This is a genomic window from Marinicella pacifica (genome assembly GCF_014636635.1).
GTDB classification, from domain to species: Bacteria; Pseudomonadota; Gammaproteobacteria; order Xanthomonadales; family Marinicellaceae; genus Marinicella; species Marinicella pacifica.
Genome location: NZ_BMEO01000003.1, coordinates 18,629 through 33,304, shown reverse-complemented (window position 1 = coordinate 33,304; position 14,676 = coordinate 18,629). Strand labels below are relative to the sequence as shown.

Annotated in this window: 14 protein-coding genes; 4 read left to right on the top strand and 10 right to left on the bottom strand. The window is 45.2% G+C overall.

Annotated elements, in window-relative coordinates:
- Positions 1-2: 2 nt before the first annotated feature.
- Positions 3-1,769 carry an ABC transporter ATP-binding protein gene (locus IEV16_RS04170; RefSeq protein ID WP_188364430.1) on the top strand — a complete coding sequence of 589 codons (1,767 nt, stop codon included), beginning with the start codon at positions 3-5 and terminating at the stop codon, positions 1,767-1,769.
- Here IEV16_RS04170 and IEV16_RS04165 read toward each other — a convergent pair.
- From IEV16_RS04165 to dksA, 5 genes are all read right to left on the bottom strand, one after another.
- Positions 1,753-2,382 carry a LysE family translocator gene (locus IEV16_RS04165; RefSeq protein ID WP_188364429.1) on the bottom strand — a complete coding sequence of 210 codons (630 nt, stop codon included), beginning with the start codon at positions 2,380-2,382 and terminating at the stop codon, positions 1,753-1,755. The genes IEV16_RS04170 and IEV16_RS04165 overlap by 17 nt on opposite strands.
- A gap of 22 nt (positions 2,383-2,404) precedes the next feature.
- Positions 2,405-2,752: a PilZ domain-containing protein gene (locus IEV16_RS04160; RefSeq protein WP_188364428.1), complete on the bottom strand. Its 348-nt coding sequence runs from the start codon at positions 2,750-2,752 to the stop codon at positions 2,405-2,407.
- Between the two features lie 50 nt (positions 2,753-2,802).
- Entirely contained in the window at positions 2,803-4,284 is a 1,482-nt protein-coding gene (gene lysS / locus IEV16_RS04155; RefSeq protein ID WP_188364427.1) for a lysine--tRNA ligase, read from the bottom strand.
- A gap of 11 nt (positions 4,285-4,295) precedes the next feature.
- A protein-coding gene (prfB, locus tag IEV16_RS04150; protein WP_188364426.1) for a peptide chain release factor 2 occupies positions 4,296-5,391 on the bottom strand; the annotation gives its coding sequence in 2 pieces (ribosomal slippage) (positions 4,296-5,318 and positions 5,320-5,391; 1,095 coding nt in all).
- 2 nt (positions 5,392-5,393) lie between these two features.
- A complete protein-coding gene (gene dksA / locus IEV16_RS04145) occupies positions 5,394-5,852 on the bottom strand; it encodes an RNA polymerase-binding protein DksA (RefSeq protein WP_229728247.1) in 459 nt (152 codons plus the stop codon).
- 154 nt (positions 5,853-6,006) lie between these two features.
- On the opposite strand from dksA, the gene yidD reads away from it, so the two are divergent.
- A complete protein-coding gene (yidD, locus tag IEV16_RS04140) occupies positions 6,007-6,249 on the top strand; it encodes a membrane protein insertion efficiency factor YidD (protein ID WP_188364425.1) in 243 nt (80 codons plus the stop codon).
- Positions 6,250-6,269: 20 nt separating this feature from the next.
- Here yidD and IEV16_RS04135 read toward each other — a convergent pair whose 3' ends face one another.
- Positions 6,270-8,138 carry a DUF885 domain-containing protein gene (locus IEV16_RS04135; protein ID WP_188364424.1) on the bottom strand — a complete coding sequence of 623 codons (1,869 nt, stop codon included), beginning with the start codon at positions 8,136-8,138 and terminating at the stop codon, positions 6,270-6,272.
- A gap of 197 nt (positions 8,139-8,335) precedes the next feature.
- Between IEV16_RS04135 and IEV16_RS04130 the strand changes: the two genes are divergently transcribed.
- A complete protein-coding gene (locus IEV16_RS04130) occupies positions 8,336-8,914 on the top strand; it encodes a hypothetical protein (protein WP_188364423.1) in 579 nt (192 codons plus the stop codon).
- A gap of 63 nt (positions 8,915-8,977) precedes the next feature.
- On the opposite strand, the gene IEV16_RS04125 is transcribed toward IEV16_RS04130, so the two are convergent.
- The 3 genes from IEV16_RS04125 to IEV16_RS04115 are packed head-to-tail and all read right to left on the bottom strand — an operon-like array spanning position 8,978 to position 13,257.
- Positions 8,978-10,423, bottom strand: a complete 1,446-nt coding sequence (locus IEV16_RS04125; RefSeq protein WP_188364422.1) for a hypothetical protein — start codon at positions 10,421-10,423, stop codon at positions 8,978-8,980.
- Positions 10,420-11,823 (bottom strand): hypothetical protein, encoded by a 1,404-nt coding sequence (locus IEV16_RS04120; protein WP_188364421.1) that lies wholly within the window; start codon positions 11,821-11,823, stop codon positions 10,420-10,422. The genes IEV16_RS04125 and IEV16_RS04120 overlap by 4 nt, the downstream gene beginning before the upstream one ends.
- Before the next feature lie 24 nt (positions 11,824-11,847).
- Positions 11,848-13,257 (bottom strand): hypothetical protein, encoded by a 1,410-nt coding sequence (locus IEV16_RS04115; RefSeq protein WP_188364420.1) that lies wholly within the window; start codon positions 13,255-13,257, stop codon positions 11,848-11,850.
- Between the two features lie 112 nt (positions 13,258-13,369).
- Between IEV16_RS04115 and IEV16_RS04110 the strand changes: the two genes are divergently transcribed.
- The gene (locus IEV16_RS04110; RefSeq protein WP_188364419.1) at positions 13,370-14,128 is read left to right on the top strand and encodes a MipA/OmpV family protein; all 759 of its coding nucleotides are present in this window, start codon (positions 13,370-13,372) and stop codon (positions 14,126-14,128) included.
- Here IEV16_RS04110 and IEV16_RS04105 read toward each other — a convergent pair.
- The gene (locus IEV16_RS04105) at positions 14,125-14,607 is read right to left on the bottom strand and encodes a glutathione peroxidase (protein WP_188364418.1); all 483 of its coding nucleotides are present in this window, start codon (positions 14,605-14,607) and stop codon (positions 14,125-14,127) included. The two genes, IEV16_RS04110 and IEV16_RS04105, sit on opposite strands and share 4 nt — an antisense overlap.
- Between the last annotated feature and the right edge of the window lie 69 nt (positions 14,608-14,676).

The window sequence follows — 14,676 nt, the reverse complement described above, 5'->3', positions numbered from 1 at the left end:
TCATGACACTTTTTAAAGTCTTAGCCTATGCCAAAGGTTTTAAACGTCAGGCTATGTGGGCCTCAACCTGCTCGGTGGTAAATAAATTATTTGATATTGCCCCGGAAATTCTGATAGGTATTGCCATTGACGTGGTGATACAGCAAGAGGATTCCTTTGTGGCTCAATTGGGAATCGTGGAACCCAAAAACCAATTATTTTTACTGGGCTTATTGACTTTCCTTATTTGGCTCGGTGAATCGGTTTTTCAGTTTTTATACCTGAAAAACTGGCGTGAGTTGGCGCAAAAAATACAGCATCGGTTTCGAGTGGACAGTTATTCCCATATACAAAACATGGATATGGCTTTTTTTGAAGACCAGTCCAGCGGCCGTTTAACCGCCATCCTGAATGACGATGTGAACCAGTTAGAACGCTTTTTGGATGTTGGCGCCAATGATATTTTACAGGTTCTGACCTCGGTGGTGGCGGTGGGCTCGGTATTTTTTATCTTATCGCCCAAACTGGCCTTACTGGCCTTCACACCCATTCCGCTGATTATCTTTGGTGCATTTTTCTTTCAACGTAAAGCCGAACCCCTGTATACAAAAGTGCGCTCCATGGCCGGTAAGCTGGCGGCAGCCATCAACACCAACATAACCGGTATTGCCACCATTAAAAGCTACACCAAAGAACAACACGAACGGCAACGCATCCATGCCATCAGCGATCAGTACGTGCAGGCCAACCAGGCCGCGATTAAAGTCAGCGCCGCCTTTACGCCGGTGATAAGGATGGCCATCTTAATGGGTTTTCTGGCGACTTTTGTTATCGGTGGCCTGGATACTTTGAACGGTAATTTAGCAGTGGGCGCGTACGGTGTTCTGGTCTTTTTAACCCAGCGCTTATTGTGGCCGTTTAAAAACCTGGCGGTAACCATGGATCTATACGAAAGGGGAATGGCTTCGGCTCGGCGTATCCTTAATTTGCTCAATCAGCCGATTACCATTCGATCATCAGACCATGATAAACGCATTCAATTAAGTGGTGAGATTCAATTTAATCAGGTTCAATTCACCTACCCAAATCAGGCAAAACCGGCTGTGGATGCCATCAATATACACATTCAAGCGGGACAAACCGTTGCCCTGGTGGGACAAACCGGCTCCGGCAAAAGTACTTTGATTAAACTGCTGATGCGTTACTACCGCGCTGACCAGGGCAATCTTTGTCTCGATGGCCATGAAATTAACACCATTCACCTCAACGCTTTACGCAGCCAAATCGGTCTGGTGTCTCAAACCACTTTTCTATTTAACGACAGCATTTTTGCCAACATTCATTACGGCAATCCTGACGCCGATGAACAAGCCGTTTACCGTGCCGCTCAACAAGCTGAAGCCCACGGCTTTATCAATCAACTGAAAGATGGCTATAACACCCCGGTGGGTGAGCAAGGCACCAAGCTGTCCGGCGGACAAGTTCAGCGCATTGCACTGGCACGGGCTTTGCTTAAAAACCCGCCTATCCTCGTTTTAGATGAGGCCACTTCTGCAGTGGACAATGAAACTGAAGCCGCGATTCAAAAATCGTTACTGACCATCGGACGCGATCGCACCGTGATTGTGATTGCCCATCGATTGTCTACGGTGGTGAATGCAGATTGTATATATGTGATGGATCAAGGTCATATCATCGAATCGGGCAGTCACACTGAATTACTTGAAAAAAAGGGTCGCTATCAATCACTGTGGGCCATTCAGACAGGACAGATTAAATCACCAGAGTGATGAATATCCACATGGCCAGAAAAACAAACACAGCGATGCTAAACCAATCCATCAAGAATTTATAGCGGGGCTTGGTTAACTGCTTTTGTCCTATACGGGCTGTGAGCCAGGCCACCAGTGCAAAAGCCGCAAAACTTGTGAGTATAAAAATAAGGGCCAGAATCAACATACGAACTTGATAGCCGGCTTCATCCAGTTGTGCAAATTGCGGAAAAAAAGCCAGAAAAAACAGCAGCACTTTTGGGTTGCTGATGTTCATAATAACCCCACGCCAATACCTGGAGCGATTGGGTTTTGAGGTGTTTAACGCTGAATCAGAATGCGGCAAAGACTGATGGCGTTCTCGAAAGGTGGCAAACGCTAAATAGAGCAAATACAGCGCACCAAAGGTCGCCATAAAACCTAATGCGCCGGGCAATGCCATAATCAGGGCAGAAACACCCAACAGCAACAAAAAGGTATGAAACCAGACGCCGGTGACCAGACCGCAAATAAAAAGTAAAGCAGGTTTAAGGCCTTCTCTGGCAGCCAGTGCCATCACCATGAGCATATCCGGTCCCGGCGTTAAAGCCAGAATCAGTGAGGCAAAGGCAAAACCGAGGTACAAAGACAAGCGTTAAAACGATATTCGGGGATTAATAGTCGATGGGTTCAACTTCATGTACATATTCGCCCAGCAACTTCCACAACTCAGCTTGTTTGTCTTCGGGGATGGCAATAAAATGCAAGCCGATTTGATTGTCTTCTATGCGGGTCACTTTAGAGGAGACATGAATGTTGAGTGATTCATTCACCACAATTTCAAGAATGCAAATGGATTCCAAATTAAGGTTTTTAACCGCATCATCCTCGACCAGTTGAACCAGAATCCCGGTGGCCGAAATGTTAATCACGCGGGTCACATAGGCATGGCCGTTAAAAAGCAACAGACAGGAAGCGTCCATTTTTTTTCTGGCGTATCTCACATCTTGTCGATTGTCCATAAGTACCTCTTATTGGCCATAACGACATCGGTTATGACTATTCATTAATACTACTCTGGCTTCATATACGGGAACAACAATACATCACGTATGGAAGCCGAATCTGTGAACAACATCACCAATCGGTCAATGCCAATGCCCTCACCGGCTGTGGGCGGCATACCATATTCCAGCGCCCTGACGTAATCCTGATCAAAATGCATGGCTTCATCGTCTCCGGCTTCTAATTCAGCCACTTGTTGTTTGAACCGTTCGGCCTGGTCTTCAGGGTCATTCAACTCAGAAAAACCATTGGCGATTTCATGACCACTGATAAACAGCTCAAAACGGTCGGTGAACTCAGGGTTATCATCGGATCGACGCGATAATGGCGATATCTCTGTGGGATATTGTGTCACAAATGTGGGCTGAATCAGCTTATCTTCCACATAAATATCGAACAATTCCGCAATGAGGTGGCCTTTTGAGGCCTTTTTATCGTATCCGATGCCTTGTTGTTCACAGTATTCCTGCAAAAGTGACAAATTATTACACTTTTCCACACATAAATCCGGGCTGTACCTGACCACCAGATCCGTCATCGTTTCACGGGCAAAGGGCCGCGAAAAATCGATCGCCTGTCCCTGGTAGTTGATTTTTGACGTTCCCAAAACCTGCTCAGCCAGGTGTATAAACATTTCTTCGGTGATATCCATGAGATCATTGTAATCACGGTAGGCCCAGTAAAACTCCATCATGGTGAATTCAGGGTTGTGCTTGGTGGACACCCCTTCATTTCTGAAATTACGGTTAATCTCGAATACTTTTTCAAAACCGCCGACCACCAGACGCTTAAGAAACAATTCAGGTGCCACCCGCAAATATAATTTTAAATCCAGGGCATTGTGGTGAGTGGTGAATGGCTTGGCAGCCGCACCGCCGGGAATCACATGCATCATCGGGGTTTCCACCTCTAAAAAATCCCGCGATTCCATAAAACGCCGCATTTCAGAAATCAGTTTTGAGCGGATTCTGAACACCGCCGCCGAATCGGCATTAACGATGAGATCCACATAGCGTTGGCGGTAACGGGTTTCCTGATCGGACAGGCCGTGAAATTTTTCCGGTAAGGGTCGCAGTGATTTGGTGATTAACTGCAGATTACTGACGTTTACACTGAGTTCACCGGTCTTGGTTTTGAACAGAACACCTTCGCCGGCAATAATGTCACCAATGTCCCAACTTTTAAAGGCTTCGAAAGTCTCTTCACCCACCCCGTTTATTTGCACAAACAGCTGTATATCACCGGACACATCCCGCAGCACCGCAAAGCCACCTTTGCCAAACAAGCGCTGACTCATCATACGTCCGATCACTTTGACCGGAATATTTTTTTCAGCCAATGTGTCCTTGTCGTATTGGTCATACAAAGTGTGTAACTTGGCCGCGTGATGACTGCGGCGAAATTGGTTTGGAAAAGCCACAGACTGATTATCACGAATTTTTTGTAACTTCTGGCGACGTTCTGCAATTAATTTATTTTCTTCACTCATATTAAGTCTCGTTATACACCTTGTTTTAAACTGGCTTCAATAAACTTATCTAAATCACCATCCAGGACGGCTTGGGTGTTGGTGTTTTCCACCCCGGTGCGTAAATCTTTGATGCGTGACTGATCCAGAACATAAGACCGAATCTGGCTGCCCCAGCCGATATCCGACTTATCATCTTCCACCGATTGAGATTCTTCACTGCGCTTTTGCATTTCCAGCTCATACAGCCGTGATTTTAATTGTTGCATGGCCGCGGCCTTATTCTGATGCTGGGATCGCCCGTTTTGACACTGTACCACAGTGTTGGTTGGCAAATGGGTTATGCGTACCGCCGATTCGGTTTTGTTCACATGCTGACCACCGGCACCGGATGAACGGTACACATCAATGCGCAAATCCGCAGGATTAATGTCAATCTCAAAATTATCATCAATTTCAGGCGACACAAACACCGCTGCAAAACTGGTGTGGCGTTTATTATTCGAATCAAAGGGGGATTTTCTTACCAACCGATGGACACCGGTTTCACTGCGCAACCAGCCGTAGGCATAGTCACCTTCCACCCGAATGGTGGCCGATTTAATACCCGCCACATCGCCGGCAGACACTTCCATCAGTTCAGCTTTCCAGCCACGGGACTCGATCCAGCGTAAATACATACGCAGAACCATATTGGCCCAATCCTGGGCTTCAGTGCCACCGGAACCGGCTTGAATGTCCACAAAAGCGTTATTCGGATCCATCTCGCCTGAGAACATTTTCTGAAATTCCATGCGCTCAATTTTTTGACGAATATCGGCCAGCATGGCAACCACTTCGGAGAAACTGTCGGTGTCTTCTTCCTCATCCACCAGTTCCAAAAAAGCTTCAGTATCCATCAGTGCGGTATCCAAATCATTCAGCGTAGACACCACATCATCTAAGCGGGCACGCTCCTTGGACAGGCTTTCAGCTTTTTCCTGGTCATTCCAGACATGAGGATTTTCCAGTTCTAAATCGACCTCTTCCAGACGTTCTTGCTTACCGTCATAGTCAAAGGTACCTCCTCAACGCATCAACACGTTGCTTGTAATCTTCAATCTGGGCTTCTTGGGGGGCGGTTTCCATAATCAGCCTTCGCGGGTTATTTTTTGTTTCAGTTCCCAACGCTCCTGGGCATCTATGCACAATGTGGCGATGGGTCTGGCAATTAAACGGGGTAAACCAATCTCTTCATCGGTTTCTTCACAATAACCATAGTCACCGGACTGAATACGATCCAGCGCCTTATTGACTTTCTTTAACAATTTACGGTAACGATCGCGGGTTCTCAGTTCAAAGGTGTTTTCAGTTTCCCTTGAAGCCCGTTCTGCTTCGTCACTGATGTCTCTCGCTTCAGAACGTAAATTGGCAATGGTTTCGCTGGATTCTTTCAGTAAATCTTCTTTCCACTGCTCAATGCGACGCCGAAAGTATTCAATGTGCTTATCACACATATAGTCTTCTTTTTCGCTGGGCACATAACCATCCGGCAGATTTAATTTGGGGGTATAACCTTCAGGCAAATCATTGATACTTCTTTCAGCCATAATTTTCTCCTTCAAAAGACACGGTCTGTAACAGGCGTGCTAAAATATGGTTTTATATTTTATTTTCAATATCCAAGGCACATCACGGCTCAGGACATGAAATAATTAAGCCGAACTTTATACCTGAAACCACCCCAAAGAACAACTGTTTTTCATGATAAGATCACTATTCATCCAACTTTTAAAAGGCTATCAATTACTGATCAGCCCTTTTTTGGGTAACCGCTGCCGTTTTTACCCCAGTTGTTCCGAATACATGATTATTGCGGTGCGCCGATTTGGTGTTTTTCGGGGTATGTGGCTGGGTTTTAAACGCCTCGGACGCTGCCACCCCTTATCTGAGGGCGGCGTCGATCCGGTGCCTGAACAACTCAAAAATAACCCCAACAGGGATTAAAAAATTTAACTTTTGTTCGGTTATTTATTGATGGCTTGATTGACCCGTTGTGCCAGTATAGACATCGGTACCGCACCACCCATTAACACCCAATCATGAAAATCTTTGATCGAGAATTGTTCACCTAATTGTTTTTGGGCCTTTGCTCGAAGCTGTAAAATTTCGATCATTCCAAGTTTATAGCCCAGCGCCTGACCCGGCCAGACCATATAGCGCTCCACCTCTGCCACCGCATCGGATTCAACCACCGCACCGACATTTTTCATGTAATCAATGGCCTCTTGCCGCGTCCATTTTTTGTGGTGCAAGCCGGTGTCCACCACCAGACGCACAGCACGGAATAACTCGGCTTTTAAACGCCCCACATCGCTCATCGGATCGTCCTCATATTGACCCATTTCTTTGGCCAGTAATTCTGCATACAAGGCCCAGCCTTCACTGAACGCATTAAACGAAGCGATACGCCGTAACAAGGGCAAGTCAACCTGCGCCAGATTTCCGGCAATCTGCCAATGGTGACCCGGATTGGCTTCGTGATAGGTCAGGGTTTTCATCTCAAAGGTCGGCACCGCTTTAATATCCCGCAGATTGATCCAGTAAATCCCCGGCTGACTGCCGTCGATACTGGGCGATGAATACATACCACCGGGCGCAGAGGCTTCACGGGCTTTGGGGAACGGCCGAACTTCAATGCCATAAGGTGGTGTCGAATTAAATACCTGCGCCAGTTTTGGGGTAAATTCATCAATATAACGATTCAAATCAGCAATCACATTCAAGCGACCGGCATCACTGTCTTCATACAGGTAAGCAGGATCCTGATTGACCACCATAAGACGTTCTGCCACCGTGCCATCCTGATAACCCTGTGATTTCAATAAGGCGTCCAATTCGGTATTAATACGGTCAACCTCGTCCAAACCCAATTGGTGAATGGCATCCGGTGTTAAATCCGTATCTCCCAGGGTTTTCACCGCTTGCCGATAATAAGCGGCACCATTGGGTTGCGCCCAGATTCCGGCCTCCGCTCGGGCTTTCATGACTAATTGCTGCTGTAAATGAATCATCAGACCATAGGAACCATAGACATTTTGCTCAATGGCCTGCTCGGCCTGCACCAAGAGATCATCACGACGTTCAGCCGATAATTCACTTATTTGCGGTAATTCTTTGCTTAATCGCTGATACAGCGGATGTTCCTTGACCGCTGGTGCCACAAAGCTCTCCAGCCCTTTAATGGTCTGTTCCACAATCACTTTCGGCGGTATCCAGTCCTGACTGACATCTGCATCGAGTTTCGCCACCACCGACTGCACCATACCGTCAAAGGCTTGCAATCGGGCAATATAGGCCAACACATCAGCTTCTGAATTCAAAGGCTGATTCGTGACAATCCGATTCGGCACATCAATCAACGGCCCGTTAATCTGATTCACAATAAACGGCGATAAACCCATCCAGGGATCAATATAACCAATCGAAAAATCATCCGCACCGGCATAATAATGATTAAGATGCATCATCACCGCTTTATTCTCAGCCGCGTGCCCTGCGTCCGCTTTCTGGCCTTCAATGTCTTTATTCAAAGCAAGGAACCGCTGACGCAATTGCTGCTCGGCCGCCGGGCTATAATCACCTAATTTCGATTGAAATTCATCACCAGCCAGGTCTTCACCCACCCCCAAAACCGTGGCATAAGTGGGCCTGGCTTCTAGTAGGTTTTGAGCACTTTGTCTGTATAGCTTTGTCAGCATTGATTGATTACCGACAATTTCAGTTTGTTTACTATTCTGGTGATTCACAGTATCTTTGGATTGATCAGACACCGAGCCATCGTTGTCACACGCTGACACAATAAATGCCAGTATTAATATCAAAATAAGCCGCATATTTATGTCATTTAAAACTGTTTAAAGCATAACATCATAATAGAAGAACCCACATAAAACCATTGATTAAACCGATACTAAGTTTAAGACGGCACAGATTGCTTGGAGCGATCCAATTTGATAAATTCAACACTCGGTCACAGTTTTTATTCTGGAATTTTTGTTAAAATAATGTCACTTTTTAGAATGGATAAACCATGGCTTTTGTTCGCTTATTAACATGTGTACTTGTCTCAATCATTGCCACGTCCGGCCACACAAAAATCATCGGCCATCAGGATAACGTTGATAATGCATGCGAATTGTTAACCGAACAACTGGCGGTAGAACTCGTGGGCCAACCGGTAAAACCCGGCATCAAAGAACACATCCCACATTTATATAGCCAATGTAATTATGCCGGCACAGAAAAAGGCGGTTATAAAGTCAGCTTTACAACCAAATTCTACCCCGTTGACCTGCTTGACTATGACAATTTAGACCCCATGCAATTGGATTTTAATGTCTTGTTTATCAATGGCGGGAAAAAACATCACGACAAAAAACAGTTCCCCGGTGAAGCCACCTATGTTTTTCATGATCAGGATTTGACCAATGTGTTTATGATTCCCGGCATCACCGGCCCTGAGTATGCCAATGGCGAAAAAATGCGTTTAGGTGTCAATTTTCAACTCACCCACCCGGACATGAACCCCGAAGATCGGCGCGATGTATTAATGCAACAAGCCTGGAACTACATAAAGCGTTTATTTAAAAGAGCAAAAAAATCCGAGTAATTTTAACGCGTTTTAATTGTGCACCATCGATGATTAGTGGTCTACCAAACCATTTCAAATCAATTAATCCAATACCTCTATGCGTGAGCGACTTTTTAAGGGATAAGCAAACCCATACTGCGCCAGTATTCCGGGCTGAGCATTCGTATTGGTAAAGCGCATTAAAGTAACACCAATTACAGGCAAACCCATGACATGTACTGTCTGACCTGTTTCAGTATCTGTTGCTGAAATTGGACGTACGCCATCAAATCTTGTTCTAATATAACCACTTCTCAATTCACCATTATCATTTATTTGAAGACCACCAGAATTTTGCGAACCTGAAACAATCGACATACCACTGTAAGATCCTCGCAAATGTGACTGAACCCAAACACTGCCATAATATCCCATCACACCATAACAACGAGGCGGGGTATAGCCAGGACTTCCTATATAAAAACTAGCACCACCATCTCGATCAAAGCCCAGTACTTTCACTCGAGACATACGGTAGTCAACCTTACTATCGCAATAAGTGAACTCAGCATAAGGTGGATCAATAGTTTGATTGTTTTCACCCAAATAAAACCGCCGAGTGGGTTGTGTATAGACCGTTTCTGAAATAGTATTCACAGTCCATTCAAATGAATAAGTGCTTGTTACCTCATCCGCCATCAACACCGCACTCACCGCATCAATGCCGCGTTCAAAGCTTAGCTGATAGGCTTTGGTATCACTGAGCACGGTTGCTTTGGGCGCGGCGGCATCCAGGGATAAACTGGTATCAGTCGGTGCAGCATGGATGATGGCATCATCCGCAAAAAAGTCCGCTAAAGCCACCACCGGAATCGAATAGTTAGCGCCCTCACCAACTTGGATGATGTCCACTTCAGCCATTAGACCACCACTGGCCGGAGCGAGATCCTGTTGACTGTTTCCACCCGAGGCTTCATGCCATAAACCGCCTTCCTGCCAGGCGGTTTCAAAGAATTGGCAATTGCCAGGCATGCCGTTAACAGCTTGAGCCGATTCAGCCGCATCCCCTTGTAACTCACCCATTTCGATGATTTCAATAAAGCCTTCCCGGGTGCGTTGCGTGGTTTGCGGACCATCGACTAAGCCTTCAAAGTTGAATTCCGTTTTGGCTTTATTAAATAACGGCGCACAAGATTGATCACCACTTAACAGACCGCCTGAAGGCTCCCCTTCATAACCGGGAATACTGGATGGGATGGCACCCATAACAAAAGTCCAGGTGTCATAGCCACCTAAATAAACGTTATAGGACAGCACCGGTAAGCCGTTAAGACCTTCGCGCAGGGTTATTTTGATGGCTTTGGGTGTGGGTTTGGTGTTGGTGATATTGACGGATGTATTTAAGTTGTTGTTCACAGTGTAATAAGGCACCAGTATCACTTCTCCCTGACCTTTGGGGTTGACAAAGACAGCGGCAGCCTGGAAAGACAGCGTCATGAATAGTATCAGTACGCTCAAAGTAATTGTTTTAAGCTTAAAATTGTTCATAACGCCACCACCGTCACTTTGGACTTAATGCCATGCGAAAAACCGTATTGCGCCAGAATATTGGGCTGTGCATTAAAATTGGTAAACCGGCCCAGACTAACGCCAATCACAGGCAGGCCCAGAATATGCACTGTTTTACCTGAATTTATGTCTGTTGCCACCAATGGTCGGGTATTGAGAAACCTGGAAAGAACAAAACCATTTTCCGTACCACCGGTTACAATTTCCTGAAATTGGAGGTTATCAGATCCTGTGATGTCATCTGCACTTGGAAGGGTATCGGGAAAAACCATCTTCTGAACAGAAACGCTGCCACATAAGCTGTCTTTAATTTGAATCATGCCACCGACGGTACCTTGCACCGAGTCATAGTCACTTTCCCGGTCAAACACCGCTTGATTCATTTCCGTGCCACCATAATGATCAGGTGGACACATCATGACATTCATTTCAGATGAATAAGGCGGCTCAGCTGTTTGGGTTGCATAATCAGTGTAAAACCGACGGGTGGGTTGGGAATAAACGGTTACAGACAATCCGTTTACGGGTGTGTCCAGCGCATAAGTACTGGTCAGCTCATCCGCCATTAACACGGCACTGACCGCATCAATACCACGCTCAAAACTTAATTGATAGGGCTTTTCATCAGTTAACAGGGTTGCTTTGGGCGCAGCCGCATCCAATGACAAACCACTGTCCCCCGGTGACACATGAGGATGGTCACCCTCTACGAAAAAGTCCGCCAAAGCCACCACCGGTATCGAATAATTAATGCCATCTTCAACGTGCGTGATATCGGCCTCAGCCGTTAAACCACCTGAGGCAGGTTCCATATAATGATTGGGATTGGCATGCCAGACACCACCCGGTTCCCAGGCTTCTTGTAACAATGCACAATTTTCGGGCTCCCCATCATGACTTACCACGGCTGCATTAGCTAAATAACCTTCCACCACACCCATTTCAATAATCTCGATAAAACCTTCTCGCCCCCGTTCGATGTTTTCAGAACCATCCACAAGCACGTTAGGATTAAACTCTTGAAGGGTTTTATTTATCATCGGTGCACAGGAATTATCTTTGGATGCAAGCGCGCCAAAATCCTGTCCCACATAACCGTCAACAGAAGATGGCCAAGGACCCATAACAAAACTCCAGGTATCATTGGGACCCAAATACACGTTATAACTTAACATCGCATAGCCATTTAAGCCTTCACGGATTGTTATCTTAATGGCTTTAACATCTTCGGTGGTGTTGGTAACTGTAGCGTTAAAATTAAGGCTGTTATTCACCGAATAATACGGAATTAACAACACCTCACCACTTCCCTGCGGATTAACAAACACCGCAGAAGCCTGAAAAGACAGCAGTAAAAGGATAAAAATTCGTAACATCATATTCATTATTAAAATAGTCCTTTGTTAGTAATCAATCTCAATCAATCGTATTTTCTTTTTAATAGGTTGAGAAAAGCCATATTGGGCCATCACACCTGGCGCCGCATTATGGTTAGTAAACCGATTTAAGGTAACGCCGATGACTGGCAGGCCCATTAAATGGACGGTTTTGTTGGTGTTCATGTCTGTTCCCACGAGCGGCCGGGTAACAAATCCAATCTGTGTAATGCCATGTTCTGTGCCGCCTGATACGCCGGATATTATTTGAAAATTGTTTGATTGGGTCAGCGGCGATTCCGACTGACCTGAACCGGGACTGACAATGGATTGAATAAAAACACTGCCACAAAATGAATTATTGGGCGGTGGTGGAGGGGGTGTTATCCCACCTTGTTGAACATAATACTGTCCTTCTCTGTCAAAGATGGTTTGCGTTAATTCAACACCACCATAGTCCTGATCTTTTGAACAGCCGTGTACACTCGATGTCGGAAATGGAGCATGGGAAATATAACCTGGACTGGATTGATAATACCGCCGGGTGGGCTGAGTATAGACTGTTTCATTTATACCATTCACGACAGCTTCATAATTATAGGTCGACAACACTTCATCGGCCATCAATACAGCACTCACGGCATCAATACCCCGCTCAAATGACAGTTGATAACTCTTTTTATTGGCATAAACAGTGGCCATGGGTGCCGCTAAATCGAGTGAAACACTGTCATCACCGGGTTCTGTATGATGGATACTACCTTCAGCAAAAAATTCTTCCAGTGCCACCACCGGTAAGGAATAATTAATGCCCTGAGCGACATCTATAATATCCGCTTCTGCCATTAAACCACCTGTAATAGGTGTTAAGCTATAGTTTGTATCCGTTGTCCATTCCCCATCATTCCAGGTATCTGTTAAGAGGGCACATCCTCCTGTCATGCCAGTCCATTGATCCACTGCAGCAGTCGCCAATTCACCCTCTAACACTCCCATCTCAATAATTTCAATAAAACCTTCACGTGCACGACTCATCGTTTCGGGGCCATCGGCAATATCAGAAGGCAGAAACTGCTGAAGAGATTTATTTAACCGTGGCGCGCAAGAATTGTCTGCAGAAGCATGCGCCCCTGAATCTTCACCCTCATGATTATCAATCGTAGAAGTGTAAGCACCTGTCACAAAACTCCAGGTATCATTGGGACCGAGATAAACGTTATAACTTAACACCGAATAACCGTTTAAGCCCTCCCGGATATTAATTTTGACGGCTTTCACTTCTTCCGTGGTGTTGGTCACCGAAGCAGTGGTGTTTAAACCATTGTTCACCGTGTAATAAGGCACCAATAAGACCTCACCGATTCCTTGGGGATTAACCCGAACGGCATAAACGTTATAGGCGGTCAGCAGTAATATGGGGATTAAATATCTTTTCATTGTCATATCCATTAATCATTAGTTCCAAATTTTATCAAAACAAAGAATAAACCTTTGACCTTTATTTCACAGTTTTAAAGGTTAAAATAAAGAAAATTACATGGTTTTCCTTATGACATTTAAAAATACTCTCTGCTTCGCATCACTGCTTCTCACGTCAGCTTATGTCTCTGCACAAGACAACAATGAGGATAACCACAGACTGCGTGTTGGCTTGGCTGCCGTTAGCAGTGACAGTATTTATCGACAGGGCGACCGACAGAATAAGGCATTTCCGGCGTTTGATTATGAATATGAACAATTCTATTTTCAGGCAGGTGATGTCGGTTACAAAATTTTAGATGGTGATTTTTGGCAATGGGATGCCGGACTCAATGTCGATTTATCCGGCGATGTTGATCGCGGTGATTCACCGTTATTTGATGCCTTGCCGACGTTACATTACCCCTTAAACGCTTTTACCACCTTCGGCGCCATGACAGATTATGGTTTGTTTGAAGTTCGGTATGACCGTGAAATCAATAATAAGCATAATGGTCATATATTATCGGCCTCTTATACAGCGTACTTTAAACTCAAAGACTGGCGCTTTTATCCTAAATTGAGCCAACGCCGATACAGTGCTGAATATGTGGATTATTTTTACGGTGTTGATACCGAATTTGCCACAACCGAGTTGCCGGCCTTTCGTGGTCAGCAAAGTGATGTATCTGAATTGTCTCTGACCATTTTAAAGAACATCACGCCTAAATGGTATTGGGTCAGCAGTCTGCAAAGCCAATGGTTTGATGATGAAATCACCAACAGCCCGTTGGTCAATGATGACCAACGGCTGTCTGTTTTTATCGGTGTGCTGTACGAACTATTTTAAGTGTTGAGTGCTTGCTCAATATCCCGGGTCAGTTTTTCCGGCTTTGTGGTCGGTGCATAACGTTTTAAGGGTTTACCATCGCGTCCTATTAAGAATTTGGTGAAATTCCACTTAATTTTATTGCCCAAAGTACCGGACAGTTCGTCTTTAAGATAATTAAATAAAGGATGGGCATGATCTCCATTCACATCAATTTTGTCAAACATCGGGAATTCAACACCATAATTCAGCTCACAAAATGAATTAATTGCCTCCGCATCACCCGGCTCCTGACCACCAAATTGATTACAGGGAAAGCCCAAAATGGTAAAACCACGGTTTTTATAGGTTTCGTACAATTCCTGTAAGCCTTTGTATTGCGGCGTAAAACCACATTTGCTGGCGGTATTCACCACCAACACCACCTGGCCCTTATAATCACTTAATTGTCGTTTGTCACCATTCAGGGTTTCAGCTTCAAATTGATAAAAATCTGACATTGTCTGTTCTCAATTAAAATCATATTGTGGGTATAAAAAAGCCGAAAAGCAAGTGAATGCTTTTCGGCT